The following is a 15095-nucleotide window of genomic DNA, read 5'->3' as shown; positions in this document are numbered from 1 at the left end:
ACGGCGAGTCACCGACCGTCTCAACCAGCTCGAAAACGAGAGAGCGGCTCGTCCGCGGTGTCAGGGCGTCTCGGTCGTCTCAGCCGCCTCGTCGTCGTCCTCTTCGGTGCTCGAGCGTCCGCTCTCGTCCGTGTCGACGCCTTCGGGCGATTCCATCCCTTCACCGTCCGTGGTACCGTATCCGGTGTCTTCGTCGTCCGAGAGGGTGCTCTCGTCGCTTTCGCCCCCGGAGGACTCGTCGTCTCCCTTCCACTCGGTTATCGACTTCTGGACGCCCTTCTCGCCCGACATCTGTCGCCGCCAGAGGTAGACGGCGGCGACGCTGATGCCGAGAGGCACTATCCACGAGAGCTTCGAGGACGAAGACGAGGACTGATCGGACCCGGACGATTGGTCCGACTCGGTCTGTTCCGTCTGGTCCGCGGAACTGCTCTCCTCGGGTTCCTTTCGTTCGTAGCGGTCGGCCTCCTCTATCGCCTCGACCATCGCCTCCTTCAGGACCTCCTTGAGCATCGTCCGCCCGCGGTCTTTCACCACGTCCGTGGCGATAGACTTGCCGCGGGATTTCAACGAGGGACTCTGTCCGCTACTCGATCCGTCTGCCGACTGCGACGCTCTACGAGATGCCATCGAGTGGGCTACGGACACACCGTCCAAGAGGCCCATGCTTGCAAACTAAGGCGGAGATGCCCGTCCGCGCCGCCACTCGACGCTGACGGTCTGCGAACTGCCGAACTCGACTTCCGTTCACCTCGAAAAGCAGACGGTTCGCCTCGCGCCGTTCAGTCCTCGGTCCAGTACATCAGGTTCTCCTTCTCCGTCCCGCAGTTGGGGCAGGTCCCGGGGAGGCCCTCGTCTATCTGTCCCATCTCGCCGCAGTCCGTACACCGCCACATGAGTTCCGCCATCCCGAAGTTGTGGCCCGAACGGGCGTGTTCGACGGAGAGTTCCTCCGCACCCTCTCGCACCGTGACGAACACGCCCGCGTTCGTCATCCCGCGAATCGTCCCCACCTTCGTTCCGTCCTCGGTGTACAGAGCCGTACCGAACGAGAGTTCATTGACCTCTGCCCGGTCTTCGTCGTCGGGAGTCTCACCGTAACTGCTCATGGCCCTCTGTTGGACGCTTTCGTACTTAGTCCCACCTGCCGTTCGCCGAACCGCCGCGAACCGCCTCCGAACCGCCGAGACTGTCCGTTCGAGCGTCTCACCCTCGCAGGCACGATACTTTTGAGCCGATGGTGAGACGCCCCGACTAGCTTTCACGGTCGAGACTCCTATCACCATGAGCGACACAAACGCACCGGACGACGCCGAATCGCACCCGACCGAATCGGTCTGGATGTCGACGACCGAGCCCACGTCGTACCCTCCGTTGGACGGCGACGGAGAGGCGGACGTCGTCGTCGTGGGCGGCGGCATCACCGGACTGACCGCGGCGACGAGACTCTCGGAGGAGGGCGCGGACGTCGCCGTCGTCGAATCGGGGCGCATCGTCGAGGGAGTCACCGGGCGGACGACTGCGAAGTTGACCCTCCAGCACGGACTCATCTACGACCACCTCCGCTCCGAATTCGGCGCGGAGAAGGCGCGACGGTACGCCGACGCGAACCAAGAGGCCATCGAGACGGTGAAAGAGAGGGTCGACCGGTACGACATCGACTGCGACTTCGACCGGACGGCGGCGTACACGTACACCGAATCGACGGAGAAACGCGCGAAAATCTCCGACGAGGTGGACGCCGCGACGGCCCTCGACATCCCCGCGGCGTTCGTCGAAGACACCCCCTTGCCGTTCGACGTGGAGGCGGCGATTCGCGTCGAGGACCAAGCGCGCTTCCACCCCCGAAAGTACCTGCTCGCACTCGCGGAGACCGTCGAAGACGCCGGAAACGACATCTTCGAGGGGACGAAGGCGACGGAGATAAAGTCGGGCGACAGGAACCGCGTCGTCACCGACCGCGGGACGCTGACCGCCGACGCCGTCGTCGTCGCGACGCACTTCCCCATCCTCGACCACCGCCTGTTCTTCTCCCGCCTCTACCCGCACCGCTCGTACGTGGTGACGATTCGTACGGACGACGCGCCGACGGAGGGGATGTACTACCGCGCCGAGGAGCCCGAACGGACGATCCGGACGAAAGTCGCCGGGGAGGACGACCTACTCATCGTCGGCGGCGAGGGACACAAGACCGGCCACGGCGACAGCAAAGAGCGGTACAGACGCCTCGAACGGTACGCCGACGAGCAGTTCGAAGTCGAGTCGATGCCGTACCGGTGGTCCACGCAGGACTACGGGACCCCCGACCGGATTCCGTTCGTCGGACGCGCCGGCCCGGGAACCGACGGAGTTTACGTCGGAACCGGGTTCGGCGGGTGGGGGATGACGAACGGGACGGCGGCGGGCGAACTCCTCGCCGACCTCGCACTCGGTCGCTCGAACCCCTACGAGGGGGTGTACGACCCGACTCGCGTCTCGAAGTCGAGCGCGAAGAAGGCGGTCAAGGAGAACACCCAGGTCGCAAAGGAGTTCGTCGAGGGGTGGGCCGAGGGGCTACTCGGTTCCGGGACGGTGACGCCGCCCGCGGGGGAGTCCCGAATCGTCCGCCACGACGGCAAACCGTACGGCCTCTACCGCGACGAGGACGGCGAACTCCACGCCGTCTCCGCCGTCTGTACGCACATGGACTGCATCGTCAAGTGGAACGCTGCGGAGAAGTCGTGGGACTGCCCCTGCCACGGGTCGCGGTTCGAGGTGGACGGCGACGTCATCGACGGCCCCGCAGTCGAGGGCCTCTCGAACCCCGGTACGCAGGAGTGAACGTCCCGGCCGCGTGACCCGGCCGGACGACTTTTTCCCGGGCCGAGCGAACGTCCCAGCATGGCCGAGAACCACTCCATCGAGGCCGTCGAAGAGGGTGACGACTACTACCACGTCCGCTACGCCGACCCCGACGAGTTCGACGAGATTCGGACACCTGATTGGGCCGAGAACGCCGCGGGGTCGGTCCTCGACGGGAGCGAGGTCCGCACCGGTCACCAAGAGGGCGGCGGCGACGACGACTGGGAGACACAGAGCGTCCTCGTGCCCGTGGACGGGGTAGACGGCGAAGACGAGGCACGGAGCGTCGCGGACGACATCGTCGCGAAAATCAGCGAGTGAATCGGCGAACGCGCGAAGTAGGCGCGGGCGAGGCGACGAGGTGAGACGGTTACCGGGACCGTCTCCGCGTCACCGGTCCACGCTTCCGAGGACGATGTCGAGGCTTCCCAGCGACGCGATGAGGTCCGGCAGGTACTCCCCGTTCGACATGATGGGGAGCGCAGAGAGGTTGTGGAAGCAGGGGCTCCGAATCTTGAACCGGGCGGGCGAGTCCGTCCCGTCAGACCGGATGTAGACGCCCAACTCGCCCTTGGCGATTTCGACCGCTCGGTAGATCTCCTTGTCGTTCTCCGGGCGGAGCGTCCGCGGAACGTTCGCCTGCAGGGTGCGGTCGTCCTCCGGCCAGTCCTGCAGGAGGTCCACGCACTGTTCGACGATTCGGGCGGACTCCTCGACCTCGCGCATGCGGACGAGAACCCGCGCGAAGTTGTCGCAGGTGTCCTCCGTGACGACGTTCCAGTCGAGTTCCTCGTAGTAGCCGTAGGGGTCGTCGCGGCGCAGGTCGTAGTCGACGCCCGACCCGCGGGCGACCGGTCCGGTCACGCCGTACTCCTTCGCCACGTCGTACGGGAGGACGCCCGTGTTGACCGTCCGCTTCTGGAATATCTCGTTGTTCGTCATCAGGTCGTGGTACTCCTCCAGCGTCGGCGGGATATCCTCCATGAAGTCCCGAATCTTCTCGAAGAACTCCTCGCGGGGTTCGGGGATGTCCCAGACGACGCCGCCGACGCGGAAGTAGTAGAACATCATCCGCTGGCCGGTCAGGTCCTCTAAGATGTTCTGAACCTTCTCGCGGTCCCGCATCGCGTACTGGAAGATGGCCGTGAAGTCGCCGTACACGTCCAGCGCGAACGTGCCGAGGGCGAGGAAGTGACCGAGCATCCGACCGAGTTCGACCGACATCGTGCGCAGTACCTGCGCGTACTCGGGCACGTCTACGTCCACGAGATCCTCTATCGCGCGCGCGACGGCCCACTCGTTCGGCATGTTCGCCGTGTAGTCCCAGCGGTCCGAGTACGGGATTATCTGGTGGCGGTACGTCCCCTGTTGAGCCATCTGCTCCTCGCAGCGGTGGAGGTAGCCGATGTCGGGTTCGACGTCCACGACCTGTTCGCCGTCGAGGACCGTCTTCAGGTGGAGGACGCCGTGGGTCGCCGGGTGGTGCGGCCCGACGTTGATGAACAGGGTGTCGTCGTCCTCGGTCTGCGTCTCGGACTCGAAGAGCGCCGCGTTCTCCCGAAGCGAGACTATCTGCGGCCGGTCCTGGTCGTAGTCCATCGACAAGGGGTGGCCCTGCCACGTCTCCGGGAGGAGGATGCGGCGCAGGTCGGGATGCTCGTCGTACCGGATGCCGACGAGGTCGTACGCCTCCCGTTCGTGCCAGTTCGCCGTCTCGTAGACGGGCACCGCCGTCTGACTGTGCGGGTCGTCCTTCGCCGCCGGAACGACGATGCTGACCTCGCGGGTCCGGTCGTCGTAACTCGTGAGGTGGTAGATGGACTCGTAGCGGTCGCCGTACTCCTGCGGCGTCAGACAGGAGAGGTGGTCGAATCCGGCCTCGTTCTTGAGCGTCGAGAGAACGTTCTGCACGTCGTCCGGGCGGATGACGTACGCGGGCGCGTTCACGTGGTCCTCTCTGTCGATGACGTACTCTTCGAGTAGCGCCTCTACCTCGCTCTGACTGGCAACTGCCTCCTCTCCGGTAGTCTGTGTGGGTCGTTGTGAACTCATGGTGTATCGTCCTCGTCGGACCGGATGCGCCCGACGAGTAGTTCCGTGCCGGGAGTCGTCCGTCGGCGCTTCAGTCCCCGCTCTACCCGGCGTATGTAGGTAGCTCCGTGGACGAAGCTATTCAACCTTCGGCCGATGGACTGAAACGGACGCGGATGCGGACGGGTCGCCGAACGCTGCTCGGCCGACCGAAGGGGCCGGAAACGTTTATCGGATACGACGCGAACTCCCGGTCGAGAGGTACGCCCCGAGTACGATGACTTCACCAGAACGCGCGCAGGCGACCGACTCAGACGACGAGGACGCGAAACTGTTCGAACCCACGCTCACGAGCCTCTTCGAGCACCGTCGAGTGAGAGGGGGCGTGAAGGGCCTCGCCGCCGGCGGCGTCGCGACCGTCGTGATGTCCTGCTTTCGGATCTCGATCTCGCAGTCGCCGCCGCCGACGTCGTGGTTCTGGGCGAAGTACGTGAGCGGGGGCGAACCGGAGGACCACCTCGTCCCGGGGGCGATACTCCACCTGTTCTACGGCATCGTCGCCGGGGGGGTGTTCGGCGCACTCGTCTCCGCGCCCTCGGACTCGTCGGACCCGCGGGACGGCGGGGAGGCCGACGAACGGAGTCAGGTCACTACGGAGCAGAAGACGACGGCGTTGGGCCTCGTATACGGTATTCTCATCTCGGTGTTCGGCACCGCGACGCTGATCCGCCGGGTCCTGCAGTTGGACCTCGACGAGGACGAACGGTTCGTCTTCCACGCGAGTCACGTCGTGTACGGACTCGCACTCGGCGCGTGGTTCGGTTCCGATCGGTGACGGGGGGTCCGCCCGGCCGAACTCCCGGCGGCCTCCGAACGTGCACATCGCAAACCGATTTTTCATTAGCCTCGAATCGAGTACCCGCCCGTCGGCGGAATCGTCTTGCGCCTATTTGCCTCGTAGACTGTGTGGTCCGGTGGGAATAACGCATATACGCGAGCCGTACGTTGGTCCGAAAAACTACTATGAGTCTCGTGACAGTCCGCATCCCTGCTTGCGATTTAGCCTTCGAACACGCGTTCGAGGTAGTACCGAACCTCCGGTTCGAGATGATTCAGTCGGTCGCCGCCGACCGGTCCGTCTCGATGGCGTACGTTCGGGTGTGGGGCGCACCCCGGGAGGAAATCGAGGCGGCGTTCGACGGCGATCCGACCGTCGACGACTTCGAGGCCGTCTCGCAACGCGCCGAGAGCTGGCTCTACGAGATAGACTGGGACTCTCCGCGCCTGTTCGTCCTCCGGGAGATAATCTTCCAACGGGACGGACAGATTATCTCCGCCTGCGGCGAGGACGACGAGTGGGTCCTCCGACTGTTAGTTCTGGACCGCGACGACATCTCGAAGGTCGTAGACGACACGACGGACCACGACTTCTCGGTGGACGTCGCCCGAATCACGAAGATGGACTCACAGACCGCGAGTCCGGGCGAACTCACCGAGGAACAGTACGAGACGCTGCTGAAGGCCGTCGAGAAGGGATACTTCGAGATTCCGCGTCGGACGACGATGGAGGAACTCGCCGAGGAGTTCGGAATCAGTCACCAAGCGCTCTCGGAACGCCTCCGGCGGGGCCACCGGATGCTCATCGAGTCGGCGCTGGAAGGCCAGACGCTCAACTTCGACTGAACCGCCTCACTACGCGAGACTCGCGACACTCGACGCCCGTCGCGGCGTCGGGAGGGCCGACGAATCTATCCGCGGGTGCGCCGAACTACGACCGTGACCGACGAAATCGCTCGCGCCCGAGAGGAGATGGAACGCGCCGGCGACGAAGCCGAGAGCAACGTCAGAGAACCCCTCATGTCGCTCTCCGAGGGACTGATGGAAGTCGTCGGCGGCGACAAGACGCAGGACACCCGCCCTCACGACGACCGCCTGCGCGAAGTCGAGCACCGGTTGGATGAACTGGAGGAGGAAGCGGAGGGGTCGCCGCGAGAGCGAATCCGCAGAGCGAAGGCGCTCATAGCGGACTACCGACAGGACGCTCCGACAGAAGAATAACGGGCGGTGACTCACACCGAAACTGAACAGTACGTTACAGACATAACACTGTAACACCAACGCGAAGCTGAGAATCGGGAAAAAACGACGGCGTCCCGTCGCCGGCCTCTCGAACCGACGACGGGGGAGGTAGCAGCGTACTGGCACGCGAGATGGCGACGAATCGAGATACCCCCGGCAGACGGGTCCGTCTTACTTCGGTCGCAGACGAGTTCCTTCTCTCCGTCCGCTATCTGCGAACCGACGCTCTCCGTCCGGTGGTCGCCGCGGCGAACGCCGGTCGGTCACACGTTCGCGTTGCGTCGTCTCCGTCGGTTCGGTCGTTCCTGATGCAGTATGTTACCACCCATCACCCCTAGACGCTCGGTTCGCTTTACCTTGACGGCCACCTGCGGGGTGGAAACGGTCCCCCTCGCCGAAATCTCTCGCCGGGCGCTCGGGTCTCGATTTCAGGCGTGTTGGTCGCGACTGATGACCCTGGCCGAGACGTAGGTGACCAAGACCAACATCAGGAGCGGGAATATCGTCAAGAAGTGGCTCACGACGGTGAGAAAGAGGTTCTCCTCCCACGGCATGTATAGGAGAAACAGCACGACGAAGAAGAGGAGGATGCCCATCGGTACGATGTTCACGACGATGTCGAGAAGCGTCTCTCGGTCGATCCCGGTGGCGCCAAGCGAAACCATACCCTTCCATCGTTCGAGACGGGACAAAGTAATTCCGGCCGGCGAACTCCCGAGTTTCGGCTCTTTCTCGGCATCTCCGCAGTGGTTTCATTCCTATACCGTCTCCCCGGACAGTGCTTATCGCGATCGAACAGAACTCTCTGTACAGTCATCCGAGAAAGATACTATACTATCATCTTTGCCATGAATCGAATATATATGGACTTACATCGTTAATCTCCCGTTCCAATATGAGACTGTAGAGAAAAATCGAAATATGGCTTTGAATAGTATTTGGGAACTATCGGACGGTAGATACGAGGATACCGGCTAGAGAAACACACGTAGGTAGATATTCGGGTAACCGGCTAGAGTTCTCCGTATCTGTCTTGTCTAAGCTATCTGCTCGGGGGCACGTCCGACGATACTGCACTCTCCGATAGGCGACGAACGCGCGATAGAAGGTGTCGCAAAAGGAGGACCGTCGAACCGACGGTGTTCGTGCGGAAGGCGTCTTCGCTCGGTGCTGCGCTCAGTTCACCTGCGACGTTCCGTTCGCCACCATGCTCAGGAAGAACGAACTGAACACGGTTTGGACGCCGATGATGAGCACGGTCATCGCAAACAGGTTCGGCATCGGTGCCGGCAGTTGGGTGTAGCCGGTACTGGCCCACCGGACGAGGGCGGCGACGACGTACAACGCGCCGACGCCGAACAGGACGAATCCGAGCGTCGCGCCGTGTTCGAGGCGGAAACTATCGCGAAGTCGCTTCGTGATGGGGTCGCTCGGTTTGCGGATGGGGTCGGTCGTGTACGAACTGAACAGCGCGAACGACCCGACCTGATGGCCGATGACGGTGAGGACGCACCCCGCGAAGGCGGTCTGCATCCCGAAGTTGACGCCGTATACCTCTGCACCGAGGAGAGACCCGAATATCGTCAGTAGGCCGACGACTGCGAATCCGATTGCCGGGGCTGAGAAGAGGTACCCCGGCGCGTTGACCAGCATGAATCGGACGTGTCGCCACCCGTCGCGGAAGCTATCGAGCGTCGCTTCTCCGGTTCGCTCGTGGTACGTGATGGGTCGCTCCGCGATTTCTAAGTCGTTCGCCCCCGCCTGCATTATCATCTCGCTGGCGAACTCCATCCCGGTCGACTGGAGGTTCATCTGCTCGAGGGCGTCGGCGTCGATGACGCGGAATCCGCTGTGAGCGTCGCTGACTCCCGCGTCGTAGAACGTGTTGAGGAACTTCGTCAGGAGGGGATTTCCGATATACTGGTGAAGCGGCGGCATCGCTCCGGGTTTGATTTCGCCGCCGAGGCGGCTTCCCATCGCCATGTCCGCGTCGCCGTCCGCGACGAGTTCGTACAGTTTCGGGAGTTCCTCGAAGTCGTACGTCGTGTCGGCGTCGCCGATGGCGATGTAGTCGCCTCGGGCGTGTTCGAAGCCGTGGAGGTAGGCGGCGCCGTACCCCCCTTCGGTCGGTTCGACGACGTGTCCGCCCATCGACTCCGCGATTTCGGGCGTCCTGTCGGTCGAACTGTCGCTGACGACGATTTCGGTCGGCACCTTCATCGTCTCCACCGCCGACTGTACGCGGTTGATGCACTCGGCGATTCCCTTCTCCTCGTTCAACGTCGGGATGACGACCGAGAGCGTCGGTTCGAGATCGCTCTCCGGCGTGACGAGGTATCCTTCGTCCGAATCGCGTCGGACTTCGGATTCGCCGTTCGCGTACTGTTGCTCTGCCTCCGCTCCGTTCTCGGGGATGCTCGGTCCGGAAGTCGAGTCCGATACTGCCGTGGCATCCGTCGCCAGGTCCCCCGCACTGCGGACTGTTCCTCCGTGGCCGTTTGCCCTGTCTCCGTTTGAGTCTATCTCTGACATATCTTCGTTTTGCTTACTGGACGCACTATCCGCTGTCTGGTGGTTTGCCCCACCCTTTCTCTGCTCTTCACGCTTCCTCCTGCCGCTTATTGTCAACTAATTAACGTTGGTGTGTACGACATCCCACATTAAAATCAAAGTTTTGGTACCACAGGTTGACTGTCTCGACGTACGAACCGATTTCGGGCCGTTTCGCCGTCGTCGTCGGTGATCGTCTGTTATAGTTCTCGCCGCGGTACCCTGCTTCGAACCCCGTTCGGAACTCGCCCGCGGTCGCCGCAGTCGTACGAGAGCGGAACGCGGACTGTCCGAACAGCCGACACCTACTCGGCATCATCCTCTCGGAACTGCCGGACGAGTCGCTGTGCGGCCTCCACCGCCTCGTGGACGCGACCCGCGTCGTCCGTCTGTTCGCCGTAGACTGCCACCTCGTACGTCTCTATCAGCGTGTCGAGGTCGTCCTGCGGAGCGATGCCGGACCGCCGACACGCCCGGTAGAACTGCCGGTGGGTCTGTCTCCGACGCGACCCGTCGAGCATCGGCGTCACTGCGGTCTGCACGGAGCGATACGCCAGCCGAATCGCCTGTTCGACCCTGCCGCGTTCGAGGAGTTCGTCGGCCGTGAACACCGCGGTCGGCGACTCCGTCTCGGAGGTGTCCTCCGATTCCGTTTCCTCTTCGACATCGTTCGTCTCGTTCTCTCGGCGGGACCGAAGCCGGCGGACTAGGAACCATCCCGAGGCGAGTACGACGGCGACGATACCGACGCCGGTGAAGTCTCGGGGTTCGTCTCCGAATTCGGAGCCACCACCGCCTCCCCCCTCGGATCCGAACAGCCAACCGAAGAGCGAGTTCATGAGTCTGTTCGTACCGCTGGGGGCTTCTTCCCCTCCGATGCCTCCGGAGGCGTTCGCTTCGCTTTCGTTGCTCCACGAACCGTCGGCCAGTCGGGCGGTCGCGCGAGACGATTCGAGGTTCGACCCCGACCCGTCGAACGCCGCCGCCATCGTCGGACTGCCGACGTCCCCCGACCCGACTCGAATCTCGTACCGCCCGTCGGCGTCGGTTTCGACGCGCTCGACCGTCTCCCCGCCGACGGACAGGCGGACGGGTTGTCCTTCGATAGCCTGCCCGTCTTCGGTGGTCAGCCGACCGGTAGCGACGGCGCTCGACCCGTTCTGTCGCACCGAGAGCGTCAGGTTCGTCGGCGTCGATTCGACGACGAAGTCCTCGCCGCGCGCGGAGACGGCGACTGCGGCGTCGGAGCGAGTCGACTCGACTTCCAGCGGTCGTTCGCCCGACGGGACCGACGCCGGGAGCGACCCGTTCGCCGAGAACGACCCCTCACCCGTCGTTTGACTCGTCACGAACGATTGCCCGCCGGTCCCTATCGAGAGCGGATAGTTCGGAACGGGGCGGCCGTCTACCGAGAGCGTCCCGCGCGCGACCACCTGTTCGCCGTACGCGGCGCGGTCCGTTCGCTCTTCGACGTCGACGGTGGCGGTCACCTGTTCGACGGATATCGGGAGCGTCCCGTTCGACGCGGTGTAGACGGACGCCCCGTCGGGGACGTACCGAACCGTCACCTCGGACGCGTTCACCGAGAGCGTGGTCGGGCGGTAGTCGAGTTGGAACCGCCCCTCGGAGTCCGTTTGCGTCCGATAGCGTCTGTCGCCGACCGCCACCGTAATCTCTCGCTCGGCGACGGCGCTCCCGTTCGGAAGGGTGAGTCGGCCCTCAACCCGCATCGGGTCTACGAACGAGGCGTGCGAGTCGTCGGTGGTGAGCGTCAGCCTCGTCGCCCGCAGTTCGGCCGCCACGATTTCGTTCCGGGTGCTGGTGAGGTTCTCCTCGACGGCCGCGACGCGGGTCCGCGCCTCGGAGAAATTCTCGTCCGTCTCCCGGCTCAGATTCGTGTACGCCTCTCTGACGCGGTCCTCGGACACGTTCGCTCGCGTCGAGATGTTGTTCAGTCGGTGGGCCAGTCGACGGGCCTCTTCCTCGTCGCCCCGTCGTTTGGCTTCCTGATACGCTTCGAGTGTCTCGTTGAACTCCTGTGCCGCCAGAGTGAGGTTCCGCTGTTCTATCGCCGCGCGCTCGAACTCGCTCGCGAGTTCTTCGTTGCCCCGTTCCGCTTCGATTTCGGCGTACTTGCTCAGCAAGTCGGCGTACTCCTCGTCGAGTTCTCCCTGCGCGCGGTTGTACTCGCCCTCGCTGAGTCGGGCGGCGCTCTCGTTGAGACGGCCGGAGAGCCGTTCGGCGAGAACGCGTTCGAGTTCCGAGATCGTCTCCTCGTCCGTCGCGTTGTCTGGGTTCACGTGACGGGCGGTCGAGTTGTTGGCGGCCTCGGCCGTACCGGTGGCGTTCTCGGGCGTCGACTGCTGTGCGAACCCGTCGGAGTCCCGCGGTCCGGCGTCCTGCGTTTGCGCCGTCACGGGGCCGGCGACTCCGCTCACTACGACGGCGAGGGCGACCAGAAGGCTGACCGCGACCCATCGGTGAGAGCCTTGCACAGTGCTATCCTCGCGGTCACTGCACATATGTTCTTCCGTTGTCGAGAGCAAAACATTCAATGGAAGACGCTCAGATGAGTAGCCATGGAGTTGACCCGACGAGGACACGCAGTCGTCGGTACGGCCGGAACTTTGCTTCTCGTCGGCGCGCTAGGCGATAGGCCGTTAGCCGTCGCGGGCGCGGCGACTCTCTGTGCGTGGCTACTCGTCGCTCAGCATCGTGCCGCGGCGCGCTTCGTCGAGTGCGACGACTCCCTGTCGGTGACGGTGACGCCGGCGCGTCCCACGCTCCGCCCGAAGGAACCGGGAACGGTGGCGGTCACCGTCGAGTCCGACGAAGCGTCGGACCTGCCCGTCTCGGCGGCGGTCGGATGGCCCGTCGGCGTCAGCGGCGAACATCCGACGCTGACGCTCGGTTCGGGAGACGAGCGGAGAGAGACGACGTGCGAGTTCTCCGCGCCCCTCGGGGGTCGCTACGAGATACCCGAAGTGACGTGTACCTACACGGACGGGAGCGGACTCTTCGAACAGGCGGTCGAACGCCCCGAACGCGCGAGCGTCGTCGTCGAAACCGCGTCGCCGTCCGACCTGCAGGTCGGCGGCGAGGACTTCGCGGCGAAGATGTACGGCGACCACCCCAGCGGACAGAGCGGGGCCGGAACGGACGTCGTCGGCATTCGACAGTACGTCCCCGGCGACTCCGTGAGCCGAATCGACTGGAATTCGACCGCTCGACTCGGCGACGCGTACGTCCGGGAACTCGAAGACGAGACGGCCCACCGAACGCGGATGTTCCTCGACCGCCGCGAGTCGATGGCCGACGGTCGGCCCGGGCGGCGGAAGTCGGACTACCTGCGCGAAGTCCTCCTCGGTATCGTTCGGTTGCTCGAACGCAACCGCGACCCGGTGGGCCTGACGCTCATCGACGAGGACGGCATCCGAGTCGATACGGAGATGCGAGAGGCGCCGCGCCACTACGGCCGATGTCGCCGGATTCTGAACTCCGAGGGCGGAGGCGACGCCCGAGTCGGTGCAGTGCGAAGGTCCGAGGGGTGGACGGGGACGCCCTCGAACGCGGCCCGGCGCATCGAGGCGAAACTGAGCAGACGGGACGACGAGTTCGCCGCGGCGCTGCGACCGTTCTTCGAACCGTTCGAGTCGTACACGCGGCGGTTCAACTCGGACCCGCTGTTCAACGGGCTCCGGGTGAAGACGACGGCCGAACCGGCGCGCGGGTGGACCGTCCTCTGTACGGACGACACCCATCCGCAGGAGACGCGGGAGGCGGTGAAAGCGACCGTCCGAGAGGGAACGCTCGTCACCGTCTTCCTGACGCCGACGGTCCTGTTCGACGGCAGTCACCCGGCCGACGACCGGACGTACGAGCGCTACGCCGACTTCGAGCGCTTCCGGAAGCAACTCGACGCGATGCCCGGCGTCCGGGCGTACGAGGTTGCGCCCGGGCGGACGCGCGAGGCGGTTCTCGAAGTCGGGCGGAGCCGACGCGACACCGGCGGTCAGAACGGAGGCGAGAGCCGTGCCCGGACGTAGAGAACGGGCGGTTCGATTCGTCTCCCTCGTCGGCGGCACGGCGAGCATCGCGGTGGCCTGCTGGTCGCTCGCGGGCCTCGGCGGCGTCCTCCTCGCGGTGACCGTCGGCATCGCAACCGCGGCGAGTACGCGGTACTACGGCGTCGCGTTCGCGCATCTCGTGATCCTCGGGCTGACGATGGAGCCGACGATAGCGACCGTAACGCTCCTCGAAGCGGGGTCGTTCGCGTACCTCGTCACCGAACTCGACGCGAGTCGCCGCGCGAGGGACGGAGCGCCGTTGGCCGTCGCCATCTTCGTCTTCACCGCGGGCGTCTCCGTCGTCGCCCGTGACTTCGGTACGCTCTGGGCGGGGGCTGGGCTCGTCGCCGTCGTCGGGGGTATCGGCTATATACTGCACCGTCACGGCGCACTGCGACTCGGTTTACTAACGGAGGAAGGAACGTGAGCAACGACAGCGACAGAGAACGACGAATCAGAAACGGCGCGTCGGAGTGGAACCCCGACCGACGGACGACGACGGACGGGGAGAGTACCCGCGGCACTCGACGGACCGAGGGCCGAAACGGCGAGGCCGACGGCCTCGTGGACCCCGCCGAGGTGCGCAGACTCCGCGCCGAGAACGAACGCCTCCGGGAGCGGTACGCCCAGACTCGCCGGTCGAAACACCGGCGGACGGCGCTCGGTCTGGCGGTCGTCGGCCTCCTCGCCGGCGGCGTCGCCGCCCTCGTTCCGATGGTTCGCGGCCCCCTCGTCGCCGTCGCGGCGACGGGCGTCTTCGCCGCGGTGTTGACGTGGTATCTCACGCCGGAGCGGTTCGTCCCCGCGGACGTCGGCGAGGCGGTGGTTTCGCCGCTACTGCGGAACGAACGCGCCATCGTCGACCGGTTGAACCTCTCGGACCGGCGGACGTACGTTCGGACGGAGGACGGCCCGCGCGTGTACGTCCCCCGAACGCCGGTCGAGGGCGTCCCCTCCGACGCCGAACTCGACGGCCCGTTCGTCGTCACGGACGACGCCACGACGTCCGGCGTGGCACTCGTCCCGAGCGGTGCGGAACTGTACCGCGAGTTCGCCGAGACCGATTCGGCGGACGGGGTGACCGAACCGGAGGCCGTCGTCGCCCGCCTCACAGAGGCGGTCGTCGAGACGTTCGAACTCGCCCGCTCCGCCGAGTCATCGATCGAAACTACGGCGGACGGCGCCCGCGCCACCGTCGAACTCTCCGAACCGGCGTTCGGCCCGTCCGCCGACTTCGACCACCCCGTCGGTTCGTTCCTCGCTATCGGACTCGCGACCGAGTTCGGAACGAGCGTCACCGCCGAGACGTCGCAACACGACTCCGGGATGGTCGTGCTGAACTACCGGTGGTCCGTCGACCGACGGGCGACGGACGACGCGGCGAACGAGTCCGTCCGGAACGAGTGACGGCCGGAACTAAACATCGAGGTAGATTCTCCCGATCGACCGTCTCCATACTCGATGTAACCGAGCGGACATTTACGAACGTAACACTGTAACGCCAAGTGTGAATTAAGAAACATTACA

General features: G+C 64.8%; 14 protein-coding genes. 8 read left to right on the top strand and 6 right to left on the bottom strand.

Annotation, left to right across the window (positions count from 1 at the left end; genetic code table 11):
* Positions 1-60: 60 nt before the first annotated feature.
* Together BLS11_RS18180 and BLS11_RS18175 are read right to left on the bottom strand one after the other, a co-directional pair.
* On the bottom strand, positions 61-630 hold the full coding sequence (locus BLS11_RS18180) for a hypothetical protein (RefSeq protein ID WP_139172828.1): 570 nt from the start codon (positions 628-630) through the stop codon (positions 61-63).
* Between the two features lie 152 nt (positions 631-782).
* Entirely contained in the window at positions 783-1109 is a 327-nt protein-coding gene (locus BLS11_RS18175; protein ID WP_092539224.1) for a TFIIB-type zinc ribbon-containing protein, read from the bottom strand.
* A 175-nt stretch (positions 1110-1284) separates the two neighbouring features.
* Between BLS11_RS18175 and BLS11_RS18170 the strand changes: the two genes are divergently transcribed.
* On the top strand, positions 1285-2820 hold the full coding sequence (locus tag BLS11_RS18170) for an FAD-dependent oxidoreductase (protein WP_092539223.1): 1536 nt from the start codon (positions 1285-1287) through the stop codon (positions 2818-2820).
* A gap of 60 nt (positions 2821-2880) precedes the next feature.
* Complete coding sequence (locus tag BLS11_RS18165) at positions 2881-3162, top strand: hypothetical protein (RefSeq protein ID WP_092539222.1); 282 nt, start codon at positions 2881-2883, stop codon at positions 3160-3162.
* 69 nt (positions 3163-3231) lie between these two features.
* Here the strand turns inward: BLS11_RS18165 and BLS11_RS18160 are convergent, their stop codons facing one another.
* Positions 3232-4893: an NADH-quinone oxidoreductase subunit D gene (locus BLS11_RS18160; RefSeq protein WP_092539221.1), complete on the bottom strand. Its 1662-nt coding sequence runs from the start codon at positions 4891-4893 to the stop codon at positions 3232-3234.
* Positions 4894-5149: 256 nt separating this feature from the next.
* Between BLS11_RS18160 and BLS11_RS18155 the strand changes: the two genes are divergently transcribed.
* From BLS11_RS18155 to BLS11_RS18145, 3 genes are all read left to right on the top strand, one after another.
* Positions 5150-5707 (top strand): hypothetical protein, encoded by a 558-nt coding sequence (locus tag BLS11_RS18155; protein ID WP_217629045.1) that lies wholly within the window; start codon positions 5150-5152, stop codon positions 5705-5707.
* 188 nt (positions 5708-5895) lie between these two features.
* A complete protein-coding gene (locus BLS11_RS18150; protein ID WP_092539220.1) occupies positions 5896-6555 on the top strand; it encodes a helix-turn-helix domain-containing protein in 660 nt (219 codons plus the stop codon).
* A 93-nt stretch (positions 6556-6648) separates the two neighbouring features.
* Positions 6649-6930 carry a DUF7553 family protein gene (locus tag BLS11_RS18145; protein WP_092539219.1) on the top strand — a complete coding sequence of 94 codons (282 nt, stop codon included), beginning with the start codon at positions 6649-6651 and terminating at the stop codon, positions 6928-6930.
* Between the two features lie 449 nt (positions 6931-7379).
* Here the strand turns inward: BLS11_RS18145 and BLS11_RS18140 are convergent, their stop codons facing one another.
* The 3 genes from BLS11_RS18140 to BLS11_RS18130 all read right to left on the bottom strand — a co-directional run bounded on the left by BLS11_RS18140 (position 7380) and on the right by BLS11_RS18130 (position 11996).
* Positions 7380-7616, bottom strand: coding sequence for a DUF6684 family protein (locus BLS11_RS18140; RefSeq protein WP_092539218.1), 237 nt, complete (start codon positions 7614-7616; stop codon positions 7380-7382).
* 511 nt (positions 7617-8127) lie between these two features.
* Entirely contained in the window at positions 8128-9483 is a 1356-nt protein-coding gene (locus tag BLS11_RS18135) for a glycosyltransferase family 2 protein (RefSeq protein ID WP_092539217.1), read from the bottom strand.
* Positions 9484-9806: 323 nt separating this feature from the next.
* Positions 9807-11996 (bottom strand): hypothetical protein, encoded by a 2190-nt coding sequence (locus tag BLS11_RS18130; RefSeq protein WP_092539216.1) that lies wholly within the window; start codon positions 11994-11996, stop codon positions 9807-9809.
* An 84-nt stretch (positions 11997-12080) separates the two neighbouring features.
* Here BLS11_RS18130 and BLS11_RS18125 point away from each other — a divergent pair, with 84 nt between their 5' ends.
* The 3 genes from BLS11_RS18125 to BLS11_RS18115 are packed head-to-tail and all read left to right on the top strand — an operon-like array spanning position 12081 to position 14975.
* Positions 12081-13547 carry a DUF58 domain-containing protein gene (locus BLS11_RS18125; protein ID WP_092539215.1) on the top strand — a complete coding sequence of 489 codons (1467 nt, stop codon included), beginning with the start codon at positions 12081-12083 and terminating at the stop codon, positions 13545-13547.
* Entirely contained in the window at positions 13534-13995 is a 462-nt protein-coding gene (locus BLS11_RS18120; RefSeq protein WP_092539214.1) for a DUF8163 family membrane protein, read from the top strand. The genes BLS11_RS18125 and BLS11_RS18120 overlap by 14 nt, the downstream gene beginning before the upstream one ends.
* Positions 13992-14975, top strand: coding sequence for a DUF7982 domain-containing protein (locus BLS11_RS18115; protein ID WP_092539213.1), 984 nt, complete (start codon positions 13992-13994; stop codon positions 14973-14975). The genes BLS11_RS18120 and BLS11_RS18115 overlap by 4 nt, the downstream gene beginning before the upstream one ends.
* The last annotated feature ends 120 nt before the right edge of the window (positions 14976-15095 follow it).

The sequence above is a fragment of the Halopelagius longus genome (assembly GCF_900100875.1).
GTDB classification, from domain to species: Archaea; Halobacteriota; Halobacteria; order Halobacteriales; family Haloferacaceae; genus Halopelagius; species Halopelagius longus.
Note: the sequence above shows the minus strand (reverse complement) of the source record. Positions and strands in the feature narration are given on the sequence as shown.